23 protein-coding genes are annotated in these 22,611 nt (G+C 71.2%); 14 read left to right on the top strand and 9 right to left on the bottom strand.

Annotated elements, in window-relative coordinates:
- Positions 1–66: 66 nt before the first annotated feature.
- From ACZ4AA_RS11090 to ACZ4AA_RS11070, 5 genes are read right to left on the bottom strand one after another with little or no spacing between them, the layout of a single operon-like run.
- The gene (locus ACZ4AA_RS11090; protein ID WP_467599063.1) at positions 67–789 is read right to left on the bottom strand and encodes an ABC transporter; all 723 of its coding nucleotides are present in this window, start codon (positions 787–789) and stop codon (positions 67–69) included.
- Positions 777–2,348 (bottom strand): ABC transporter permease, encoded by a 1,572-nt coding sequence (locus tag ACZ4AA_RS11085; protein ID WP_467599060.1) that lies wholly within the window; start codon positions 2,346–2,348, stop codon positions 777–779. The genes ACZ4AA_RS11090 and ACZ4AA_RS11085 overlap by 13 nt, the downstream gene beginning before the upstream one ends.
- Positions 2,345–3,205 (bottom strand): ABC transporter ATP-binding protein, encoded by an 861-nt coding sequence (locus tag ACZ4AA_RS11080; RefSeq protein WP_467599057.1) that lies wholly within the window; start codon positions 3,203–3,205, stop codon positions 2,345–2,347. Before ACZ4AA_RS11080 ends, ACZ4AA_RS11085 begins: the two co-directional genes overlap by 4 nt.
- Positions 3,202–4,113, bottom strand: coding sequence for a zf-HC2 domain-containing protein (locus ACZ4AA_RS11075; RefSeq protein WP_467599054.1), 912 nt, complete (start codon positions 4,111–4,113; stop codon positions 3,202–3,204). The genes ACZ4AA_RS11080 and ACZ4AA_RS11075 overlap by 4 nt, the downstream gene beginning before the upstream one ends.
- The gene (locus ACZ4AA_RS11070; RefSeq protein ID WP_467599051.1) at positions 4,110–4,652 is read right to left on the bottom strand and encodes an RNA polymerase sigma factor; all 543 of its coding nucleotides are present in this window, start codon (positions 4,650–4,652) and stop codon (positions 4,110–4,112) included. The genes ACZ4AA_RS11075 and ACZ4AA_RS11070 overlap by 4 nt, the downstream gene beginning before the upstream one ends.
- A 189-nt stretch (positions 4,653–4,841) precedes the next feature.
- On the opposite strand from ACZ4AA_RS11070, the gene ACZ4AA_RS11065 reads away from it, so the two are divergent.
- The 11 genes from ACZ4AA_RS11065 to pstB all read left to right on the top strand — a co-directional run bounded on the left by ACZ4AA_RS11065 (position 4,842) and on the right by pstB (position 16,647).
- Positions 4,842–5,228: a GntR family transcriptional regulator gene (locus ACZ4AA_RS11065; RefSeq protein WP_467600295.1), complete on the top strand. Its 387-nt coding sequence runs from the start codon at positions 4,842–4,844 to the stop codon at positions 5,226–5,228.
- A complete protein-coding gene (locus tag ACZ4AA_RS11060; RefSeq protein ID WP_467599048.1) occupies positions 5,225–6,148 on the top strand; it encodes an ABC transporter ATP-binding protein in 924 nt (307 codons plus the stop codon). Before ACZ4AA_RS11065 ends, ACZ4AA_RS11060 begins: the two co-directional genes overlap by 4 nt.
- Positions 6,145–7,098, top strand: coding sequence for a hypothetical protein (locus tag ACZ4AA_RS11055; protein WP_467599045.1), 954 nt, complete (start codon positions 6,145–6,147; stop codon positions 7,096–7,098). The genes ACZ4AA_RS11060 and ACZ4AA_RS11055 overlap by 4 nt, the downstream gene beginning before the upstream one ends.
- Positions 7,095–8,021 carry a hypothetical protein gene (locus ACZ4AA_RS11050; protein WP_467599042.1) on the top strand — a complete coding sequence of 309 codons (927 nt, stop codon included), beginning with the start codon at positions 7,095–7,097 and terminating at the stop codon, positions 8,019–8,021. Before ACZ4AA_RS11055 ends, ACZ4AA_RS11050 begins: the two co-directional genes overlap by 4 nt.
- 354 nt (positions 8,022–8,375) lie before the next feature.
- Entirely contained in the window at positions 8,376–10,607 is a 2,232-nt protein-coding gene (locus ACZ4AA_RS11045; protein ID WP_467599039.1) for an RNA degradosome polyphosphate kinase, read from the top strand.
- A complete protein-coding gene (locus ACZ4AA_RS11040; protein WP_467599036.1) occupies positions 10,588–11,646 on the top strand; it encodes a CHAD domain-containing protein in 1,059 nt (352 codons plus the stop codon). The genes ACZ4AA_RS11045 and ACZ4AA_RS11040 overlap by 20 nt, the downstream gene beginning before the upstream one ends.
- Before the next feature lie 10 nt (positions 11,647–11,656).
- Positions 11,657–12,070 (top strand): NUDIX hydrolase, encoded by a 414-nt coding sequence (locus tag ACZ4AA_RS11035; RefSeq protein WP_467599033.1) that lies wholly within the window; start codon positions 11,657–11,659, stop codon positions 12,068–12,070.
- Between the two features lie 461 nt (positions 12,071–12,531).
- A complete protein-coding gene (gene pstS, locus ACZ4AA_RS11030) occupies positions 12,532–13,662 on the top strand; it encodes a phosphate ABC transporter substrate-binding protein PstS (protein ID WP_467599030.1) in 1,131 nt (376 codons plus the stop codon).
- Between the two features lie 100 nt (positions 13,663–13,762).
- Positions 13,763–14,767: a phosphate ABC transporter permease subunit PstC gene (gene pstC, locus ACZ4AA_RS11025; RefSeq protein WP_467599027.1), complete on the top strand. Its 1,005-nt coding sequence runs from the start codon at positions 13,763–13,765 to the stop codon at positions 14,765–14,767.
- Entirely contained in the window at positions 14,764–15,822 is a 1,059-nt protein-coding gene (gene pstA, locus ACZ4AA_RS11020; RefSeq protein WP_467599024.1) for a phosphate ABC transporter permease PstA, read from the top strand. The genes pstC and pstA overlap by 4 nt, the downstream gene beginning before the upstream one ends.
- Before the next feature lie 48 nt (positions 15,823–15,870).
- Complete coding sequence (gene pstB, locus ACZ4AA_RS11015) at positions 15,871–16,647, top strand: phosphate ABC transporter ATP-binding protein PstB (protein WP_355759908.1); 777 nt, start codon at positions 15,871–15,873, stop codon at positions 16,645–16,647.
- Between the two features lie 312 nt (positions 16,648–16,959).
- Here the strand turns inward: pstB and ACZ4AA_RS11010 are convergent, their stop codons facing one another.
- Together ACZ4AA_RS11010 and ACZ4AA_RS11005 are read right to left on the bottom strand one after the other, a co-directional pair.
- Positions 16,960–17,958, bottom strand: a complete 999-nt coding sequence (locus ACZ4AA_RS11010) for an inorganic phosphate transporter (RefSeq protein ID WP_355759910.1) — start codon at positions 17,956–17,958, stop codon at positions 16,960–16,962.
- A 7-nt stretch (positions 17,959–17,965) separates the two neighbouring features.
- Entirely contained in the window at positions 17,966–18,586 is a 621-nt protein-coding gene (locus ACZ4AA_RS11005; RefSeq protein ID WP_037622416.1) for a DUF47 domain-containing protein, read from the bottom strand.
- 237 nt (positions 18,587–18,823) lie between these two features.
- Here ACZ4AA_RS11005 and ACZ4AA_RS11000 point away from each other — a divergent pair, with 237 nt between their 5' ends.
- Positions 18,824–19,180 carry a metal-sensitive transcriptional regulator gene (locus ACZ4AA_RS11000; protein WP_385399698.1) on the top strand — a complete coding sequence of 119 codons (357 nt, stop codon included), beginning with the start codon at positions 18,824–18,826 and terminating at the stop codon, positions 19,178–19,180.
- Positions 19,181–19,323: 143 nt separating this feature from the next.
- Here the strand turns inward: ACZ4AA_RS11000 and ACZ4AA_RS10995 are convergent, their stop codons facing one another.
- Together ACZ4AA_RS10995 and ACZ4AA_RS10990 are read right to left on the bottom strand one after the other, a co-directional pair.
- Positions 19,324–19,512, bottom strand: coding sequence for a hypothetical protein (locus ACZ4AA_RS10995; protein WP_467599021.1), 189 nt, complete (start codon positions 19,510–19,512; stop codon positions 19,324–19,326).
- 134 nt (positions 19,513–19,646) lie between these two features.
- Positions 19,647–20,480: an SCO4651 family lipoprotein gene (locus ACZ4AA_RS10990; RefSeq protein WP_467599018.1), complete on the bottom strand. Its 834-nt coding sequence runs from the start codon at positions 20,478–20,480 to the stop codon at positions 19,647–19,649.
- A gap of 118 nt (positions 20,481–20,598) precedes the next feature.
- On the opposite strand from ACZ4AA_RS10990, the gene ACZ4AA_RS10985 reads away from it, so the two are divergent.
- Together ACZ4AA_RS10985 and ACZ4AA_RS10980 are read left to right on the top strand one after the other, a co-directional pair.
- Complete coding sequence (locus ACZ4AA_RS10985) at positions 20,599–20,769, top strand: hypothetical protein (RefSeq protein WP_467599015.1); 171 nt, start codon at positions 20,599–20,601, stop codon at positions 20,767–20,769.
- Between the two features lie 259 nt (positions 20,770–21,028).
- Positions 21,029–22,606 carry an FAD-binding oxidoreductase gene (locus tag ACZ4AA_RS10980; protein WP_467599012.1) on the top strand — a complete coding sequence of 526 codons (1,578 nt, stop codon included), beginning with the start codon at positions 21,029–21,031 and terminating at the stop codon, positions 22,604–22,606.
- Positions 22,607–22,611: the final 5 nt, after the last annotated feature.

The following is a 22,611-nucleotide window of genomic DNA, read 5'->3' as shown; positions in this document are numbered from 1 at the left end:
GCGGCCCTCGGCCCTGAGCCACCGGCCCTGAGCCACCGGCGCAGGCGACCTCCCGGCGGGCCGAACTCAGCGGTGGGCGAGGACGGTTGTCCCGCGTCGCCGCAGGGGTTCGGTCAGGGAGAGGGCTCCCACCAGCACGGCCATGACCAGGACGCCCGCCCAGCGCCGGTGCGCGTCGTCCCAGTTCGGGTCGGACGGTCCGGCGAAGAGCTCCCAGCGTTCGGGCAGCAGCAGGGACGCGGCGAAGAACGCGCCCACGAGTCCGGCGGATATCGCGATCCCCGGTTCGCCTGCCTCCGAGTACCGCACGGCGACGAGCGCGGAGGCCAGCGCCAGGACCATCACGGCGGCCGCCTCCAGGGTGATCGCGCCCATCGGGGGCCGGCCCTTGGCGGGGATCAGGAACAGCGCGGCCGTCCAGCACGCTGCCGCGAGCGGCACGACGAGCCCCAGCCGCAGTCCGATCCGGACCGGGCGCCTGACCGGCACCGTGGCCGTGATGGCGCGGGCCGGGTCGTCGAGCAGGAACGCCAGCCCCAGCGCGAAGGCGAGCGCGGAGGCCCTCAGGAGGTTCAGACACAGCCAGGTGTCCGGTGATCCGCCGACCATCCGTGACAGGCCGGCCGGCAGCAGCCCGACGACGGCGCCCGTGATCAGGGCCCATCGCGGCAGACCGCGGCAGACGGGGCGGAGCAGGGCGCGGGCCACGACATGGGTGGGAGGGGGCCCGGCAGCAGCTGGGGAGCGGTCCGCGGACGATGCTCCCGCCGTCTTCACTACTCCCCGCACGAGCCACTCCCCGAGTCGGCCGTGGTCCCCTTGCCGCCGACCGGGACGCCGAACAGCTCGGCCACCCGCGCCGTGGACGTCCTGGGGGAGGTCAGCTCCGTCCAGTGCGCCTTCACCTTCGCGGCGACGCTGTAGTGCGGCTGCCGGAGCAGTTCGCGGACCACGGTGGTCTGCTGGGCGGACATGGAGACGGGGTTCGTGGGGGCCAGCGCGACGGCGGAGCCCTCGATGCTGTCGTCGATCCGGACGTCGCGCAGGGAGGCGACCGGGTCCGGCTGGGTGCTCAGTGCCAGCCACATGATGGTCACCACGCGCGCGTCGCACCTCTCGCCGACGGCCTGCTCGTTCCCCGCGACCAGGACCGAGGCGACGCCGACCGCGAACTCGGGAAGGCGGTTGCCGCCCCAGCGCGTGCCCACGGTCACCGTGCCCGGTGTGCTGGAGGGGGAGATCGCGGCATCGCCCTGTAGGCCGTAGCGGGCGTCGATCCGCTGGCGGACGGTCAGCCGCTCACCTGCGGCGGAGCCGCCCGCGCGGGACTGGATGCGGTCGACGGCTGCGGCCCAGTTGGCCGTACGGCCGGTCCACTCCGGGAACGCGCAGTACGTGGACCGTCCGTGCCGGGCACAGATCTGCTCCTGCCGCGGGCTGACGGACGCCTTGGCGCGTGCCGCGATCAGCGAGGCCGAATCGTCCGGGGACTGGCCGGCCACGCCGACGGCCGTCGCGGCGAGCGCGAGCGCGGTCACCGCCGTGACCATCCGCGTCCGGCCACCGCTCAACCGCACGGCGAGGCAGAGCAGCAGGACCGTGAGGCCCGTGAGATAGAGCGCGTGCCAGGCGGCCGGGCGGCCCAGCAGATCGGAGGGGAAGGGGTCGGCTCCCATGTCCTCCACGACCGGTCCGAGCCAGCGCACCCAGTGCTTTCCCTGGGTGAGCGCGGAGGCCAGGGTGCTGAGGACGAACACACCGATCACGAAGGGCGGTGCGACGAATCCGACGGGTATCACCCGGGCGAGCAGCACACCCAGGGCGCCGGCCAGCAGGACCACGAGCGGACCCACGACCAGTTCGGCGGGTGAGCCGTGGCCGACGGCGCCCGGCTTCAGCGCGGCCCAGAGGTACTGGAAGCCGACGACGAGCGCGGTGATCGCGGCACAGGGCAGCACGGACAGGGCGTGCGCCACCGTCCGCCGCCACTGCTCCATGGGCAGGAGGCCGAAGTGCTCGTCGGTGGACTGTCGCCGGGAACGCAGCACGGCGCGGTTGACGCAGACGAACACGGCGACGGCCAGCAGCATGGGTGTCGCCTGGGTGGACCGGTCGATGTCCTGGAGGACCGGGAAGTCACCCGTTCCGTCGCCCTTGGTGAACAGCCGCCAGCCGACATAGCCGAGGTAGAGGGCGAGGAAGGCCAGGACCGGGATCTGGAGCAGCAGTTCGCGTGCCTCGAACCGGGCGAGGGCCAGGACGGCGGCCGTGCGGGACTCCGGGCCGGGCGCGGGCGGCTCCACCCCCGTGGGAGCCGCCTGCGCGATGGTGTCGGTGGGGGCGCTCATGCCGCCACCTGCGCGTCCTGGGTGTCGAGGGTGAGCAAGTAGCCGTCCTCCAGGGTCGGTTCGAGAAGGTCGGCGCCCTCGGGCGGATCGCCGACATTGCGGAAGGCGCCGGTACCCGTGCGCCATCCGGCCCGGGCGGACGGGTCGCGTTCCGTGCTGCTCCACACCCGGCCGGCCGCCCGCTCGGTCAGCTCCGCAGGGGTGCCCTCGAAGCGGATGCGGCCGGCGTCCATGACGATCACCCGGTGGCAGAGCATCGCCACGTCCTCGGTCTGGTGGGTGGAGAGCAGGACGGTGCGTCCTTCTCCCGCCTGGGCGATCAGTTCCCTGAAGCGCATGCGCTGTTCGGGGTCGAGGCCGACGGTGGGTTCGTCGAGGACGAGGAAGCCGGGGTCGCCGACGAGCGCGGCGGCCAGGGCGACCCGCTGGCGCATACCGCCGGAGAGCCGCTTGATGCGCTTGCCCCGCACCTCGGACAGGCCGACGGACTCCAGCACCCGGCGGACCTCGCGGTGCCGGGCGGTGCGGTCGGTGAGTTCCTTGAGGATCGCCACGTAGTCGACGAACTCGAAGGCCGAGAAGTCCTGGTGGAATCCGGGGGTCTGCGGGAGATAGCCCAGGGCGCGCCGCACCGCCAGGCGTCCGGCGGTGGTGCCCGGGTCGTGGCCGAGGACGGTGAAGGTGCCCCCGTCGGCGGGCACGGCGGTGGCGAGGACCCGCAACAGGGTCGTCTTTCCGGCGCCGTTGGGTCCGAGGAGTCCGGTGACTCCTTGGCCGAGGCGCAGGGAGACGTCGTCGAGGGCGCGCGTGCCGCCGAAGCGGAGCGTCAGGCCGGAGGCGGAGACAGTGGGGATCATGCTGCGTTCCTGTCGGTGATGTCGGTGAACGGGAGGTTCGAGGCGTCGAACCGGTCGCGTGCGAGATAGAGGAGTACGGCGGCCAGTACGGCGACGGCCCCGGAGACGCCCTGCCCGGCCGCGGTGAAGGGGGCGAGCGTGCCGTCGGGCTCCGTGGTCGCCCGGGCCACGGCCAGCAGGGCGACCCAGCCGCCGCCGACGAGCGAGGGGGCGAGGACGGGACCGAGCCGGGAGCTGAGCGCCAGCCCGGTCGCGGTGAGGGCGAGGCCGGGCAGCAGCCAGGCCAGGGCGTGCAGTCCGTAGGAGGGGAGGGCGAGGGTGGCGAGGCCGCTGAAGCCGAGGCACACGGTCAGGACCGCGACCGTGCGGATCATCAGGAGCCGGAAGCCGTGCAGGGGTGAGACGACCGCCATCTCGTAGGTCGGGTCGATCCCGGGGCCGTACGACACGGCGACTCCGGCGAGCGGCAGCAGGGGCGCGAGGGCGAGGAAGAGGGTGGGCGTGGCTCCGGCGTTCACCGCGTCCGCCACGACCACGGTCATGGCCAGGAGGGCGGCGATCGCGCTCAGCCAGGAGCGGCGCAGGGCGGGTGCGGCGGCCAGGAGCCGTGCGGTGTGGTCGGCGACGCCGAGCCGGACGAGCAGCCACTCCACCGGACCCGGCCGGGGGGCGTCGAGTTCGGCGTCGAGCCGCTCCCAGCCGGCGTCCAGGGCGACCGGGTCGCCGACCTCGGCCAGCGTCCCCCGGCACCGCGTGCACGCGGCGAGGTGGGTGTCCGCTGACCACAGGCGCGGAGCCGTCAACTCGCCCCGTGTGTAGGCCAGGAGGTCCTCGTCCGGGACGTGCCAGGTCCTGCGGCTGTCACCGCTCATCTCGTCGCCATCGCTTCCGTGACGGTCGTCGCTCATGCCAACGCCTCCCGCAACTGCCTGCGCGCACGCAGTGCCCGCGTCTTGACCGTCCCGGGCGGAATGCCGAGCAGGACGGCCGCTTCTCTGGTGGTGAGTCCGTCGATCACCGTGGCCTGGAGCACCACCCGGAGTTCGGGCGAGAGCCGGGTCAGCGCGCCGGCCAGGTCGCCGTGTTCGACGCCCGCCAGCACGCGTTCCTCCGCCGAGGCCTCGTCGCGGTGCCGGAGCCTGGCGAGCGCGCTGCGGAGCCGGCCGCGCGCGCCGTCGCCACGCAGCGTGTCGACGAGACGCCGTGAGCCGATGCGCCACAGCCAGCCGGCCGGGTCACCCTCCTCGCGGTAGCGGGCGGTGCCGCGCCAGACGGCGAGGAAGGTCTCCTGGACGACGTCGTCGACGATCCCGGCGTCGGCGCACCGGCCGCGCAGCCGCGCGGTCAGCCATGGCGCATACCGCCGGTACAGCTCTTCGAAGGCGCGACGGTCCCCGTCCGCCACGATGGCCCGCAGCAGCTCTCCGTCGCTTCTCGTTTCCCTCACATCCCCTCATCGGACGAGCCCCACCGATCGGTTCACGGATCGGCGAAAAATTTCGTGACGCCCTCGCGTGCCTGGTGGGCGGCCCGATCCGGCACCGGGACAACACCACCCGGCGGCCCTCGACTTGACGCCGACCCCCCTCTTCCACCACCCTTTCACTACTCAATTAGTGAAAGGGTGGTTGTCCGAGTGGTCGTGTACCGCATCGACCGGCGCAGCGGCGTCGCCACCTACGTCCAGATCGTGCAGCAGACCAAACAGGCCCTCCGGCTCGGCCTCCTCGAACCGGGCGACCGGCTCCCCACGGCCCGTGAGGTCGTGGAAGCCACCGCGATCAATCCGAACACCGTCCTGAAGGCCTACCGCGAACTGGAGCGCGAGGGACTGGTCGAGGCCAGGCGGGGTCTCGGCACGTTCGTCCGCAAGACCCTCGGCGCCACCCCGGCCGACTCGCCGCTGCGCGACGAGCTCGACGCCTGGGCCCGAAGCGCCCTCGCCGCCGGCCTCGACCACGAGGACGTGGCCGCGCTGTTCACCTCCGTACTGGACGCACATTTCCCGAAGGGGGACCAGTGAGTTCCACCGGCACCACCCGATCCACCGTCGCCGTCGAGGCACGCGGTCTGACCGTGCGCCACGGCCGGCGCTCCGCCGCCGCCCTTGACGACTGCTCCTTCCGCCTCCCGGCCGGGCGGATCAGCGCCCTCGTCGGGCCCAACGGCGCCGGCAAGTCGACGCTGCTGGCGACCGCGGCCGGGCTGCTGCGCCCCGCCGCCGGCAGCCTCACCGTGCTCGGCGCGGGCCCCGCCGAGGCCCGCGAGAGGATCGCCTACCTGGCCCAGGACAAGCCGCTGCACACCCAGCTCACGATCGCCGAGACCCTGCGCCTGGGCGCCGAGCTCAACCCGGCCCGCTGGGACGCCGCGCACGCCGCCGCGATCGTGGAACAGGGCTCGCTCGACCCCGGGACCAAGGTCCGCAGGCTCTCCGGCGGCCAGCGGACCCGCGTGGCACTCGCCCTCGCGCTGGGCAAGCGGCCCGATCTGATGCTCCTGGACGAACCGATGGCCGACCTGGACCCGCTGGCCCGCCACGAACTGCTGGGCACCCTGATGGCGGACGCCGCCGAACGCGGGACCACGGTGCTGATGTCCTCGCACATCGTCACCGAACTGGCCGACGCCTGCGATCACCTGCTGCTCCTGGGCGACGGACGCGTCCGGCTCGGCGGCGGCCTGGACGACCTGCTCCTCGCGCACACCCTGGTGACCGGCCGCGGCACCCCCGCCGACCTCGCCCCGCACCTCGTCGTCGAGTCCCGCGCCACCGGCCGCGGCCTCACCGCCCTGATACGCAACGACGGACCGGTGGACGACCGCTGGGACGCCGAACGCCCCTCCGTGGAGGAACTCGTCCTCGCCCATCTGCGCTCCCCGAAAGCCCCCGCGCTGCTCACCCCCGGCACGACCGCGACCCCCGCGGCGGTGACCCGATGAGCGCCACCGCCACAAAGGCTCCCGTACGCCGCACGCTGCCCGTGCCGCGCGGCCTGGTCTGGACGGTCCTGCGGCTGCACCGCACCGCGCTGTGGATCTGGACCGGCTTCGTCGTGCTCACCGCGGGACTGCTGCTGTGGCTGTACGGCCCCGGGGCCGCCCACACGCAGCATCTGCTCGACACCTTCGGCTACGCGGGCGTGCAGGACGACGCCTGGACCTTCGGCATCATCGGCTCGCCGTTCTCCGACGCCTACAACGACCTCTTCCAGGACCCGGCCTCGCTGCTGAACCTCGCCTCGTTCGCCGTCGCCGTCTTCGCGGCAGGCTCGCTGACCGCACGCGAGCTGGAGAACGGCACGGCCCGGCTCGCCTGGACCCAGTCCGTCACACCGGCCCGCTGGCTCGCGGCCATACTCGCGGTGCCCGCGCTGCTCGTCACCGTCGGCACGGGCCTGCTGGTCGTCCTCTACCGGATGCTGTGGGACGCCCACGCCAACCTCCTGCTGGCCGGCATCGGACCGCGGGCCGTGTACTTCGCCATCGGCCCGGCCACCGTCGCCGCGCCGCTGTTCGGTCTGGCCGTCGGCGCGTTCGCCGGTCTCGCACTGCGCCGCACCCTGCCCGCCCTCGCCGTCGCCGGGCTCGTCCAGGGCGCCGTCATCATGTTCCGCGCGAACTCCTGGCCCTTCCAGGGCAGTTACCAGCAGCCCGACCTGTCCGCCCGGAGCCGGGCCATCACCTCGGCGGGTACGGAGATCCCCGACCCGGGCTGCTACCTCAGCCGCCCCTGTCTGGCCAGGCACCATGTCGTGGGCTTCAGCCGCGAGTACCTCCCCTCCCCCGACTACTGGCCCCGCCAGCTCCTGGAGACCGGCGTGCTGCTGGCCGCCACCGCGATCCTGGTCGCCGCCGCCTTCGGCGTCCTGAGGCGGAGGTCGACGTCGTGACCACCCTGACCACCCCGCACCACCCGTCAGGCCCGGCCCCGTACCGCCCGTCCGGCCTGACCTGGACCGTGCTGCGGCTGCACCGCACGGCCCTGTACGCCTGGATCGCCGCCCTGCTCCTCGCCGCGGCGGGCCTGGTCTGGATGCACGCCATCGGCCCCGACGCCCGCGCGGCCACCGGCGACTGCGGCCCGCCGGACCTCTTCGCGGCGGACTGCGGAACCATCCGGGAGACCGCCGCGGACAGGATCTATCCCTACGGTCTCGACCTGGCCTCCGCCTGCGTCACCTGTCTGCTGTACCCGGTGGCTGTCTGGGCGGGTGCCGCGCTGACCGGCCGCGAGCTGGAGAGCGGCACCGCGCGGCTGGCCTGGACCCAGTCCGTCACACCGGCGCGCTGGCTCGCCGCCAGGCTCGCCGTCCCGGCGGTCCTGCTCACGGCGGGCACCACCCTGGCGGTCCTGCTCGTCGGCTGGGCCCGCCGTGCCGGGAACGGCGAGCTCTCCGGCGGCCGGTTCGACACGAACGTCTTCATCTCCTCAGGACCGGTGGCCGTCGCGTACGCCCTCGCCGGTCTCGCCCTCGGCGCGCTCGCGGGCCTGGTGCTGCGCAAGGCCCTGCCCGCCGCCGGCGCCGCCCTCGTCGCGGCGTACGTCCTGCACCGCGTGCTGGACGCGCTCCGGATGAGTCTGTGGCCCGCCCAGAAGGTCACCGGACAAGCGGCCCTCCATGTCCCGCACGGCGCGCTGGTGCTCGACCGCGGGGCGCGGCCGAGCGCCGACGGACGGTCCGGTGTCTGGGCCACCTATCAGCCGGAGTCCCATTTCTGGCCCCTCCAGCTCGTGGAGAGCGGTCTGCTCCTGGCCCTCGCGGGACTCGCGACCGCGGCGGCCTTCACGCTGCTGCGCCGCCGCCATGCGTGACCCGCGGTAACGGCGGCCCCCACGCGCTTCCGCGTGACCCGCGGTAGCAGCGGCGCCCGCGCGCTTCGGCGCGGGCGGGTGTGTACGGGGTTCCCGGGCGTGCGGACGTCCGGGAGCCTCCCCCAGATATCCCGCACGTCATGTCGCCGTAACCATCGATTCAGGTGACCTTGCGACGCTCGACCCATGCAGCCCGCCGTGCCCGAGCCTTCTCCCCCGCCGGAGAACGAGTCCGCACCGTCCACGCGGAGTCAGCGTACGCCGACCGAGCGGAACGGGAACTTCCACATCGGCGCCCTGGTGCCCGCCCTCTCCGACGCGCCGGTCTCGCCCTCGGCACGGAAGAATGGGTCCATGAACCAGCGAAGCGCCCAGGCACCCGTGCAGCACCCGCAGCCCTCCGTCGGCTCCATCGCCGCCCACCGCCCGCACACCGTCGCGGCGAACGTGTCCGACCTGGAGCCCGACCTCGACGCCGACCTCGACGAGTACGAGGACGCCGTGCAGGACGGGATCATGCTGCCGCAAGGCAGGTTCCTGGACCGCGAGCGCAGCTGGCTGGCGTTCAACGAACGCGTTCTGGAACTCGCGGAGGACCCGAACACGCCCCTGCTGGAGCGCGCCAACTTCCTGGCGATCTTCGCCAGCAACCTGGACGAGTTCTTCATGGTCCGGGTGGCCGGCCTCAAGCGCCGCATCGCCACCGGCGTGGCCACCAAGTCCGCCTCGGGCCTCCAGCCCCGCGAGGTCCTGGAGATGATCTGGGCCCGCTCCCGGGAACTCATGGCCCGGCACGCGGCCTGCTACCAGGAGGACGTGGCCCCCGCGCTCGCCGAGGAGGGCGTCCACCTCGTCCGCTGGAGCGAGCTGACGGAGAAGGAACAGGCCCGCCTGTTCACCCTCTTCCGGCACCAGATCTTCCCGGTCCTGACCCCGCTGGCGGTCGACCCCGCGCACCCCTTCCCGTACATCTCGGGCCTGTCCCTGAACCTCGCCGTCGTCGTGCGCAACCCGGTCAGCGGCCACCGCCACTTCGCGCGCGTCAAGGTCCCGCCGCTGCTCTCCCGCTTCCTTGAGGCCTCCCCGAACCGCTACGTCCCCATCGAGGACGTGATCGCGGCCCACCTGGAAGAGCTCTTCCCGGGCATGGAGGTCCTGGAGCACCACACCTTCCGCCTCACCCGCAACGAGGACCTGGAGGTCGAGGAGGACGACGCCGAGAACCTGCTCCAGGCCCTGGAGAAGGAGCTCATGCGGCGCCGCTTCGGCCCGCCGGTGCGCCTGGAGGTCGAGGAGTCCATCGACCGCTACGTCCTGGACCTCCTCGTACGCGAACTGAAGATCTCCGAGGCCGAGGTGTACCCGCTGCCGGGTCCCCTGGACCTCACCGGCCTCTTCGGCATCGGCGCGCTCGACCGGCCCGAGCTGAAGTACCCCAAGTTCATCGCGGGCACCCACCGCGACCTCGCGGAGGTCGAGTCGGCGTCCCCGCCCGACATCTTCGCCGCCCTGCGGGAGCGCGACGTCCTGCTGCACCACCCGTACGACTCCTTCTCCACCTCCGTGCAGGCCTTCCTGGAGCAGGCAGCCGCCGACCCCGACGTGCTCGCCATCAAGCAGACGCTCTACCGCACCTCCGGCGACTCCCCGATCGTGGACGCGCTGATAGACGCGGCCGAGTCCGGCAAGCAGGTCCTCGTCCTGGTCGAGATCAAGGCCCGCTTCGACGAGCAGGCGAACATCAAGTGGGCCCGCAAGCTGGAGGAGTCCGGCTGCCACGTCGTCTACGGCCTCGTCGGCCTGAAGACCCACTGCAAGCTGTCGCTCGTGGTCCGGCAGGAGGGCGACACCCTGCGCCGCTACTCCCACGTCGGCACCGGCAACTACCACCCGAAGACCGCCCGGCTGTACGAGGACCTCGGACTGCTCACCGCCGACCCCCAGGTCGGCGCGGACCTCTCCGACCTCTTCAACCGGCTCTCGGGCTACTCGCGCCGCGAGACCTACCGCCGGCTGCTCGTCGCGCCCAAGTCCCTGCGCGACGGCCTGATCGCGCGGATCAACAAGGAAGTCCAGCACCACACCGCCGGTAGGCCCGCCTTCGTCCGCATCAAGGTCAACTCGATGGTGGACGAGGCGCTCATCGACTCCCTGTACCGCGCCTCCCAGGCCGGCGTACCGGTCGACATCTGGGTGCGCGGTATATGCGCCGTCCGCCCCGGCGTCACGGGCCTGTCCGACAACATACGGGTCCGCTCCGTCCTCGGCCGCTTCCTGGAGCACTCCCGGGTCTTCACCTTCGGCAACGGAGGCGAGCCCGAGGTGTGGATCGGCAGCGCCGACATGATGCACCGCAACCTCGACCGGCGGATCGAGGCCCTGGTCAGGGTCACCGACCCGGCTCACCGCGCAGCCCTCAACCGGCTGCTGGAGACCGGCATGTCCGACACCACGGCCTCCTGGCACCTCGGCCCCGACGGCGAGTGGATCCGCCACGCGACCGACGCGGAGGGACAGCCCCTGCGGAACGTCCAGGAGATGCTCATAGACGCCCGGAGGCGCCGGCGTGGCACAGCAGCACCTTGATCCCCCCACCGGCTCCGTGGCCGGGACGGCCCCCCTCGACGAGGCGGACACCCCGATCGGTGACGTCCTCGCGGGCTATCTGCGGGCCCAGGCCACTGAATTCCTCCGCTCGCTGCGCCAGCACCGGGAGACCGGCGGCGCGGCGAACGGAGGAGGGGAGTCCGGCGACGCGGCGCGCTCCCTGCGCCACTCCGCCCGCCGCATCAGCGGCAGCCTGCACACCTTCCGGCCGCTCCTCGACGCGGAGTGGTCGGAGGGGATGCGGCCCGAACTGGCCTGGCTCTCGGGCACCCTGGCCCGCGAACACGCCTACGCCGCGCGCCTGGAGCGGCTGATCGGCGCGCTGAACCGGCTGTCCGGCACGGCCGCCGTGCCCGGCCAGGCCGGACGCTCCCCGGGCCCCGCCCACAAGGCGGGCGGTCTGACCGTCGGCGCAGCCAAGGCGGGCGCCCTCCTCGACCGCCAGCTGACCCTCGCCCGCACCCGCGCCCACTCCGCGGCCCTCCAGGCGCTCGGCTCCTCCCGCTTCCACGCCGTCGCCGACAGCGTCGCCGTCCTCGCCAGCGAGGTTCCGCTGGCCCCGGCCGCGGACAGCGCCGATCTGCGTCCGCTGGCCGCCGCCGCCCAGGACCGGCTGGCCGACGCCGTCAGCGCGCTGCCGCTGGTGATCGCCGGCCGCCCCTACAACGCGGAGGCCCTCGTGCACGGCCTCTCCGCCGACACCGCTCCCCAGCCGCAGGACGCGCCCTGGCACCAGGTCCGGCTGCTGATGCGGCTGCACCGCTACGCCCACGAGGTGCTGCACCGCGGGGAGTGCCCCGTCGACATGCGGCTGCTCGGCGCGGGCACGGCGCTGAACCGGCACCGGGACGCGGCGGAGGCGGCCTCCGCCGCGTCCGCCGCGGCGCGCACCCCGCGCATCGCGCCGGCGACGGCGTACGCGCTCGGGGTGCTGCACGCCGATCAGCGGCACGAGGTGGAGGCGGCCCGGTTCGCCTTCCAGCAGGCCTGGCACAAGGAAGCCGTACGCACCCCCTGAGGGAGGCCCCATGGCCGACGACACCATCCAAGCGGCGGGCTGCGTCCTGTGGCGCCGCTCCCCGGTCGACTCCGCGCTGGAGATCTGTCTCGTCCACCGGCCCAAGTACGACGACTGGTCGCACCCGAAGGGCAAGCTGAAACGCGGCGAGGGGTTCCTGACCGGCGCGCTGCGCGAGGTCGAGGAGGAGACGGGCTACTACGCCCACCCCGGCGCCGTCCTTCCCACGCTCCGCTACGCCGTCGGCGGGCGCCCCAAGGAGGTCCGTTACTGGGCCGCCGAGGCGGCCGACGGCCGTTTCGCCCCGAACGACGAGGTCGACCGCGTGCTCTGGCTCACCCCCACCGCCGCACGGCACCGCCTCACCCAGCCCCGCGACCGCGATCTGGTCGACGCGCTGCTGGACGCGCTGCGCACGGCCTGACGTGTTCCCCTGGAGAGAAGGGCGCCGCCCCCGGTATCCGGCGCGGCGCTCCGGCATGCGCCAAAGCAGTCCCTGGGGAACCGCGGACGGACACGCACCGTAGTGACCGCACCCTTCGCTGTTGCTCATGAGGAAATCGGGGCGAATGAGCTATGACGGGAACATGGGCGGCGCCCATCACGTACGCACCCGTTCGATTACCTGGAGTTTCCCTTCCGGACCCCTCGGCCGGGACATATCCGTGTCCTCGACGTGAGCGTTCCGTGACCTCACCGCACCGCCGTCAGGGGTTCACCCTCCGTTCACTTACGGCCTTCGGCGCCTTCACCTGATCTGCTTAATTTCGGCCTTACGCGGTGCGAAGGACGCCTCAGGGCGAACCCTTCCCATCGCTACGGACCGCAGTACGACAGACATCGCACGCCGCCACCTGACGGCGGCTCCTGGAAGGAACTCCCGAAGTGAAGCTTCAGCGCATGAACCGGCGTGCCCTCACCCTCGGTGCTCTCGCCGTCTCCGGCGCCCTGGCCCTCACGGCGTGCGGTTCTGACGACACCGGCAACGCCAGCGGTGGCGGCAGCTCGGCCTCGGCCAGCAACAACAGCGCGATCAAGTGTGACAACGCCAAGGGTCAGCTTCAGGCCTCCGGCTCCTCCGCGCAGAAGAACGCGATCGACGCCTGGACGAAGGCCTTCACGGCCGCCTGCAAGGACGTCCAGATCAACTACAACCCGACCGGTTCGGGCGCCGGCGTGACCGCGTTCACCCAGGGCCAGACCGCGTTCGCCGGTTCGGACTCGCCGCTCAAGCCCGAAGAGGCCACGGCCGCGAAGAAGGTCTGCGGCGGCAACGCCGCGGTCGACCTGCCCATGGTCGGCGGCCCCATCGCGATCGGCTACAACGTCCCCGGTGTCGACAACCTGGTCCTGGACTCCTCCACGCTCGCCAAGATCTTCGACGGCAAGATCACGACGTGGGACGACGCGGCCATCAAGAAGCTGAACCCCCGCGCGAAGCTTCCCTCCACCAAGATCCAGGCGTTCCACCGCTCGGACGAGTCCGGCACCACGGACAACTTCACCAAGTACCTCATCGCCACCGCCCCGGCGGACTGGAAGTACTCCGGCGGCAAGGCCTGGCAGGCGAAGGGCGGTCAGTCCGCTCAGGGTTCCGCCGGTCTCGCCCAGCAGGTGAACCAGACCCCCGGCGCGATCTCGTACTTCGAGCTCTCCTACGCCACCGGCAGCATCAAGGCCGCCGCCCTCAAGACGGACGCCGCCGCCCCCGCCGCCGCCACGGTCGAGAACGCCACCAAGGCCATCTCCTCCGCCAAGGTCGTCGGCACCGGCAACGACCTGGCGCTCAAGCTGAACTACAAGCCGACCGCCGAGGGCGCCTACCCGCTCACGCTGGTCACCTACGAGATCCTCTGCGAGAAGGGCAACAAGGCCGACACCCTGGCCGCGACGAAGGCCTTCCTCACCTACACCGCGAGCGAGGACGGCCAGAAGCAGCTGACCGCCGCCCAGTACGCGCCGATCCCCGCCGAGATCATCACCAAGGTTCGTTCCACCATCTCGAACCTGAGCTGACCCGAGTGTGCGGCCCGCCTCGCCGAGGCGGGCCGCACCGTCCGGTGCACCGCCGCCTGGAGCCGCCACTCGATCCGGCTCCGCAGACCGGAGACTCATGATGGACATATCCACTCAAAGCACTGAAGCACCCCCTCCCACCCCAGGGCCGTCGGCCGCGCGCAAGCGTGCCGCCCGCGGCGCCACCCGCCCCGGAGACCGCGTCTTCCTCGCGCTCTCCCGCGGTTCCGGCATCCTCCTCCTGGTGATCATGGCCGCCATCGCGGTCTTCCTCACCTACCGCGCCTCGCTCGCGCTCAGCAAGAACCACGGCAACTTCCTCACCACCTTCGAGTGGAACACCGGCTTCACGCCGCCGGTCTTCGGCATCGCGGTACTGGCCTTCGGCACGGTGGTCTCCGCGATCATCGCCATGGCCCTCGCGGTCCCGGTCGCGGTCGGCATCGCCCTGTTCATCACGCACTACGCGCCGCGCAAGCTCGGCGGACCCATCGCGTACGTGATCGACCTGCTCGCCGCCGTCCCCTCCATCGTGTACGGCCTCTGGGGCGCCATCGTCCTCGTACCGCACATGAACGGGCTGTTCGGCTGGCTGAACACCTACCTCGGCTGGACCGGCATCTTCAGCTGGCAGCAGGGTGCGCCCCGCTCCATGCTCACCGTCGGCATCCTGCTCGCGATCATGATCCTTCCGATCATCACGAACGTGAGCCGTGAGGTCTTCCGCCAGGCGCCGCAGATGCACCAGGAAGCCGCGCTGGCCCTCGGCGCCACGCGCTGGGAGGTCATCCGCATGTCGGTGCTGCCCTTCGGCCGCTCCGGCGTGATCTCCGCCTCGATGCTCGGCCTCGGCCGCGCGCTCGGCGAGACGATGGCCGTCGCCACCGTGCTCTCCCCGACCTTCGACATCCAGGCCAGCCTGCTCGATCCCGGCGGCGGCACCTTCGCCCAGAACATCGCGGCCAAGTTCAACGAGGCCACCGTGTTCGGCCAGGACGCCCTGATCGCCTCGGGTCTCGTCCTCTTCGTGATCACCCTGCTGGTGAACGGCGCGGCGCGCTTCATCATCAACCGCCGCAAGGAGTACTCGGGGGCCAACGCATGAGCAACGCACCCGTCACCCGCAAGCACGCCAGCACGCTGCGCGGCGGAAGCCTTCCCAAGTGGTCCCCCTGGGCCATCGCGGCGGGTTCCATCGCGGTCGGGCTGGGAATCTCCTTCGCCGCCGGCCTGGACAGCAAGGTCCAGTGGGGCCTGATCGCCGCGATCCTCTTCGTCCTCGGTACGTACGTGTTCGCCGCGCGCGTCGAGGGCCGCCGCCAGGCCAAGGACCGCGTCGCCACCAGCCTGGTCTGGGTCTGCTTCATCGTCGCCGTGGTGCCGCTGGTCTCCCTGATCTGGGAAACCCTCAAGCGCGGCGTCAAGGCCTTCGACCCGTACTTCCTGAGCCACTCCATGGGCGTGGTCGCCGACACCGAGACCGGTGGCGGCATCTACCACGCGATCATCGGCACGCTGGAGCAGGTGGGTATCGCCTCGCTCATCGCCGTACCGATCGGCGTGCTCACCGCGATCTACCTCGTCGAGTACGGCCGCGGCAAGCTCGCCAAGGCGGTCACCTTCTTCGTCGACGTCATGACGGGTGTCCCGTCGATCGTCGCCGGTCTGTTCGTTCTCAGCTTCTGGATCCTGATCATGGGCATGGGCTACTCCGGCTTCGCCGGCGCGATGGCCCTGTCGATCCTGATGATGCCCGTGGTGGTCCGCTCCACCGAGGAGATGCTCAAGCTCGTCCCGAACGAGCTGCGCGAGGCCTCTCTGGCCCTCGGCATCCCGAAGTGGCGCACCATCCTCAAGGTGGTCCTGCCGACGTCCATCGGCGGTATCACCACGGGCGTGATGCTCGCGGTCGCGCGCATCACCGGTGAGACCGCTCCCGTGCTGCTGTTGGTGTGGGGTACGAACTTCATCAACAACAACCCGTTCGACGGCCCGCAGGCCTCGCTGCCGCTGTACATCTACCGGCAGTACGCGGCGGGAACCCCGGCATCCACCGACAGGGCCTGGGCGGCGGCGCTCGCCCTCATCCTGTTCGTCATGATCCTCAACATGGGAGCCCGCGCCATCGCGCGCTGGAAGGCACCCAAGACGGGCCGCTGACGCGGCCGATCAGCGACCCGATCCTTTGCGAAAGAAGCAGTGACTGACATGGCCAAGCGAATCGACGTAAGCGGTCTGACCGCCTACTACAGCGCCCACAAGGCGATCGAAGACATCTCCATGACGGTCGAGCCCCGCTCCGTGACGGCCTTCATCGGCCCCTCCGGCTGCGGCAAGTCGACCTTCCTGCGCACCCTGAACCGCATGCACGAGGTCACCCCCGGTGGCCGCGTCGAGGGCAAGGTGCTCCTCGACGACGAGGACCTGTACGGCAACGGCATAGACCCCGTCGCCGTGCGCCGCACCATCGGCATGGTCTTCCAGCGCCCCAACCCCTTCCCCACCATGTCGATCTTCGACAACGTGGCGGCGGGCCTGAAGCTCAACGGCAGCTACAAGAAGTCCGAGCTCAGCGACATCGTGGAGCGGTCCCTCAAGGGCGCGAACCTCTGGAACGAGGTCAAGGACCGGCTGAACAAGCCCGGGTCCGGCCTGTCCGGCGGTCAGCAGCAGCGTCTGTGCATCGCGCGGGCGATCGCCGTCGAGCCGCAGGTCCTCCTCATGGACGAGCCCTGCTCGGCCCTGGACCCGATCTCGACCCTCGCCATCGAGGACCTGATCGGCGAGCTGAAGGAGCGCTTCACGATCGTCATCGTGACGCACAACATGCAGCAGGCCGCCCGTGTCTCCGACCGCACGGCGTTCTTCAACCTGTCCGCGGTGGGCCAGCCCGGCCGCCTGATCGAGATCGACGACACGGAGCGCATCTTCTCCAACCCGTCGGTCCAGGCCACGGAGGACTACATCTCCGGCCGCTTCGGCTGACCTGACCGGTCTCCCCGAAACCCCTCGCGGTGCTGCATGGCGGTGCCACCGCGAGGACGAGAAGGGCCCGCCCCTGGCTCCCGGGGGCGGGCCCGTTCTTCTTCCCGGCCGGGAGTTTTGCAGCCCGTCCGGCGTTCGAGGGCGAGGCCCTTGAGACCGATGCGGAGGTCCAGGAGCTGGGGTCCTGCGTCGAGGCTTCGCCCCGGGGCGCCCTCCGGCGTACAGAGACCAACGGGCGGGCCGGCGGGAAACGCCTGGGGCCGGCCCCGAAGGACCGGCCCTTGACGATCAGGCTCCGCGAGAGCGCCCGCTCTAGAGGAACGCCAGGTTCACGACCCAGAAGCTGGCGGCGGCCACGAGCGCGGCCGCCGGCATGGTGATGAACCAGCCGAGGACGATGTTCTTGGCGACACCCCACCGCACGGCGTTCACCCGCTTCGTCGCCCCGACACCCATGATCGCCGAGGTGATGACATGGGTCGTGGAGATCGGCGCCTTGAAGAGGTACGCCGTCGCGAACATGATCGAGGCACCGGTCGTCTCCGCGGCGAACCCCTGCGGCGGGTCGAGCTCGATGATCTTCCGGCCGAGCGTCCGCATGATGCGCCAGCCACCCGCGTACGTACCCAGCGACAGCATCATCGCGCAGACGATCTTCACCCAGACCGGAATCGGGTCGTTCGGCCCCTGCTCTCCGGCGATGACCAGCGCCATCACCACGACACCCATCGTCTTCTGGGCGTCCTGGAGACCGTGCCCGAGCGCCATGCCGGCCGCGGACACCGTCTGCGCTATCCGGAAACCACGCTTGGTCTTGTGCGGGTTGGACCGCCGGAACAGCCACATGATCAGGGCCATCACGAGATAGCCGACGAGCAGACCGACGACCGGCGACAGGAACATCGGGATGATGACCTTGTCGACCAGCCCGCTCCAGTAGACCGTCGTACCGCCCGCCAGGGCCGCGCCGACCATGCCGCCGAACAGGGCGTGCGAGGACGAGGACGGCAGACCGAAGTACCAGGTGATCAGGTTCCAGGTGATCGCGCCGACGAGCGCCGCGAAGAGGATGCCCATCCCCTTCGAGCCCTCGGGTGTCTGGATCAGCCCCTCACTGACGGTCTTGGCGACCCCGCTGCCGAGGAACGCGCCGGCGAGGTTCATCACCGCGGCCATGGCGAGCGCGGCCCGCGGCGTCAGGGCGCGCGTCGAGACGGAGGTGGCGATGGCGTTCGCCGAGTCGTGAAAGCCGTTCGTGTACGTGAATCCGAGCGCGACCCCGATGGTCACGATCAAAGCGAAGGTGTCCATGAACGGGTCAGGACTCCTTGACGGCGATGGTCTCCACCGTGTTCGCCACGTGCTCGAACGCGTCAGCCGCTTCCTCCAGCACGTCCACGATCTGCTTGAGCTTCAGCACCTCGATGGCGTCGTACTTGCCGTTGAAGAGGTGGGCCAGCAGCTTGCGGTGGATCTGGTCGGCCTGGTTCTCCAGACGGTTGACCTCGATCCAGTACTCCGTGAGGTTGTCCATGGTCCGCAGATTGGGCATGGCCTCGGCGGTCAGTTCCGCCGCCCGCGCCAGCACCTCGATCTGCTGCTCGACACCCTTGGGGAGTTCCTCGACGTTGTAGAGGACGACCAGATCGACGGCCTCCTCCATGAAGTCCATGATGTCGTCGAGGGACGAGGCGAGGTTGTAGATGTCCTCGCGGTCGAAGGGCGTGATGAAGGAGGAGTTCAGCTGGTGGAAGATCGCGTGTGTCGCGTCGTCACCGGCGTGTTCCGCGGCCCGCATACGCTCTGCGATCTCGGCCCGAGCGGAAGCGTCCGCCCCGAGCAGTTCCATCAGGAGCTTCGAGCCCGTGACGATGTTGTCCGCGGATGCGGAGAACATGTCGTAGAAGCTCGTCTCCCTGGGGGTCAGACGAAAACGCACGTTGGGGTCCTCGGGGTGCTTCGATTCGGTCAGGCTGATGCTAGGTGCATCATCCGGCCACGGCTAAGGGGCCGCCACCCAGTGTCGCCCATCAGGCACGGTGATCGGCACGGGGTCCGTCACCGGCGCCGAGCAACAGGTCCCTACCCAGCAAAGTTCGGTACGATATACCCACCAGGGGTATATGTAAGTGGCGTTTCAGACAGGATCGCCGATCCGATCCAGCAGGAGGACGCGATGACGACCACCGAGGCCGGCGCGACGGCGCCCTCCGGAGACGCGCAGGAGATCGTGACCGACCACGACCGCGGCATCCACGGCTACCACCAGCAGAAGGACGAGCACCTGAAGCGGCTGCGCCGCATCGAGGGCCAGATTCGCGGTCTGCAACGCATGGTTGACGAGGATGTCTACTGCATCGACATACTCACGCAGGTGTCCGCCTCCACCAAGGCCCTCCAGTCCTTCGCCCTCCAGCTCCTTGAGGAGCACCTGCGCCACTGCGTGGCGGACGCGGCGCTCAAGGGCGGCGCGGAGATCGACGCGAAGGTCGAGGAAGCCACGAAGGCGATCGGCCGTCTGCTGCGCACCTGAACCGCCCGCCGACCGCGGATCCCGCGCGAGGAACGCGGAAGCCGGCCGCGGACAGTACGCGATCCACGCGAATCATGAGAGATACGACGCATGTGACATCCGCGACGTGCGCGGCCCGGACACCGGGGCGGGGCCGGAAAGGACTAGTCCTCCGCGCGCCGCCGCCCGTGAGCGCGTTCTTCGGCCACTTTCAGCACCGCGTCGATGCTCTCCAGGCTGAGGCGGTCCTCGTGTGCCGCCGAGGCCGCGATGATCAGCTCGCCGCACAGGTCGATCTCGGCGAGGGCCACGTGGTCCTGAACTGCCGTACCGCCGACCGGAGCCACGCGCATCACCTCTTCCTGCCGTCACCGACTTCCTAGAGTAGGGAGCGGCCTACACACCGCGCATGGCACGGAAGGGCCATTTCCGGCCCTCCTCTGAAGCTACGGCTCCGGATGCTCTTGCCCATCGGCGCCGGAACCCACTACTCCGCGATCTTCCCGGCGTAGATGTCCGAGGAGTCCGGCAGTTGTACGACGGCGGGGCTGCCGAAGTCGTACAGCAGGAGCGTCGAGGCGACGGCGACGGTGCCCCTGCTCTGTCCGTTGACGAAGCTGAACCGGTGCCGGACCTTGCGCAGCCGCCCCTGGTCGTCGAGGTAGGCGTCGAAGGGCACCTCGGTGGTGGCGAACCCCTTGGCGGCCGCCGCCAGCGCCGGCCGCTGCCCCGCCGGGGCGTCCCGCGCGGCGGTGCCGAGGTCGGCGGTCCCGCGATAGTGGCGCACGGAGATCCCGGCGACCTCGGTCCTCCCCACGTACGTCACCGACCGCGCGCCGCGCAGCAGTTCGGCCGCGGCGTACGGGTCGGTGGCGCCGCCGGTGACCAGGTTGCCGTCCGTGAGGCCGGCCGTCGCCACGCGCACCCATTTGTCGGCGGGCACTCCGGCCCCCCGGTTCTTCATGAACAGGGCGCCGGGGGTGAGCAGTTCGGTGATCGGACGGTGCTCGGCCGCGCCCGCGGGGTCCTGCGGCAGCAGCACCTTCAGACGCCCCGCCTGCTTCCTGAAGTCGTACACACCCTGCCCGCGGATCGTGACCCTGGTCCCGCCGGTGGCCATCTCCATGGACGTGCTGGCCTTCGCGCTGCCGGCCCGCTCCAGCACGGCCACCGCCCGGCGCAGTGTGTCGGCGGCTGCCGGCCCGGTGCGGACGTCCTCCGCGGCCGCCCCGCCGCCCGAGCATCCGGTGCCGCAGACCATGAGCCCCGCCGCGACGAACGCGACGAGGACCGCCGCCCGTTCCTGCTGCTGCGCCACCATCGTCCGCCGACCCCCAGCCGGTCCGTCCCGGGTCATCCCGTCGTTCCGGCTAACGACAGGTGGGGACGCCCGGTCACGCGGGAGGAGTCCGTTCACCGGGCTTGGGTAACGTGGTGGTGTGGAGCACCTGGACGAGACGGACCCTCTCCCCGGACACCGGACGACCACGGTCGAGCAGGGTCCCTTCTGCCTGGCCCGCTGCACCTGCGGCTGGCGGGGCCCGGCCCGTCGCGCCAGAAGCCAGGCCCGCACGGACGCGACGACGCACGCCCTGGCGATGAACACCTGAACGCTCCCGCCACCAGCCCTCTCTCGCCCCCTCCGGCCCCTACCCGACCCGTACCCGGGGCTCCGCCCCCAGCCCCCCGCTCCTCAATCGCCGGAGGGGCTGAATCTTCACCGGCCGGGGCTGAATCTCTCTCTGCTGCTACCCGCACCCGGGCACGGCCCCGCCCCACCACCGGGCTGTAGCCGTTCTGCGACACAGCCGCGCGGAACCCCTGAGCCCGTGGGCCCGTCTCGTTCCACGGAACCCACGGGAGGCACACATGCAACGGCGTTCGTTCATCGGCGGCACCACGGCCGTCCTCGCGGCGGCGGCCACGTCCGCGTGCAGCGGCAAGGGCGGCACACACGCCGACGGCAAGGCGAGCACGAGCGCCACGGGCACCGCGAAGGGCACCTCCGGCATCCGCACGGCGACCGCCGCCAACAGCGCGGCCGCCAACTGGACCGCGCTGTCGCACCAGCTGGACGGCGCCCTGGTCCGCCCCGGCGACCACAGCTGGCCCGCCGCCCACCAGCTGTACAACACGCGCTTCGACAACCTGAGGCCCGCCGCCGTCGCCTACGTCGCCCACGCCGACGACATCCGTACGACCATGGACTACGCCCGCGCCCACGGCGTGAAGGTGTCGATCCGCAACGGCGGCCACTCCTACGCCGGCTGGTCCTCGGGCGACGGCCGCCTGATCATCGACGTCTCCAAGCTGAACAAGATCCGCGCCTCGGCGAACGAGGCGGTCGTCGGCGCCGGTTCCAAGCTGATCGACGTCTACCGCGCGCTGGCCGCGAAGGGCGTCACCATCCCCGCCGGTTCCTGCCCCACCGTGGGCGTCTCCGGACTGACCCTGGGCGGCGGCCACGGCGTCGTGTCACGGGCGTACGGACTGACCTGCGACAGCCTCACCCAGGCGACGCTGATCACCGCCGACGGCAAGCAGCTCACCGCGAACGCGAGCGAGAACAAGGACCTGTTCTGGGCCCTGCGCGGCGCGGGCAACGGCAACTTCGGCGTCATCACCGAGCTCCGCTTCAAGACCCACCCCGCGCCACAGGGCGTCTCGGCCTACATGACCTGGCCGTGGGCCAAGGCCGCCGCCGTGGTGAAGGCCTGGCAGGAGTGGGGCCCGAGCCAGCCCGACGAGATCTGGTCGTCCTGCCATCTGGCCAACGCGGCCGGCGGCACGCCCACCGTGTCCATAGCCGCCTTCTCCCTCGGCACCTACGGCGAGCTCCAGAACGCGGTGGACCGGCTGGCGGACCGGATCGGCTCCCCCGCGCGCAGCGTCTCCCTCAAGCGGCGCTCGTACGAGGAGTCGATGGAGGTGTACGCGGGCTGCTCCTCCTTCTCCGCGGACGCCCAGTGCCACCTGCCCGGCTCGACGCCGGGCCGCAGCCCGCAGGGCGCCCTCGGCCGCGAGACGTACGCGGCCCGCTCGGACTTCTTCGACCGCTCGATATCGGCGGCCGGCGTCCAGACGCTCCTGAACCAGATCTCCGCGGTCCGCGGCGGCGCGGGCAGCATCGCCCTCACGGCGCTCGGCGGCGCCGTCAACCGCGTCGCGCCGACCTCCACCGCGTTCGTGCACCGCCGCTCGCGCATGCTGGCGCAGTACATCGTCTCCTGGCGGGCGGGCACCTCCGGAGCCACCGCCCAGTCCTGGCTGACGGGCGCCCACAACGCGATGACCCGCTACGCCTCGGGCGCGGCCTACCAGAACTACACCGACGCGACGCTGACGAACTGGCGCAAGGCGTACTACGGCGACGCGGCCGGCCGTCTCGCGACGCTCAAGCACCAGTACGACCCGAACCGCTTCTTCTCGTTCCCCCAGGCCCTCTGAGGCCC

This window comes from Streptomyces sp. NPDC024698 (assembly GCF_055559015.1).
This window is presented reverse-complemented; position numbering and strand designations above follow the sequence as displayed.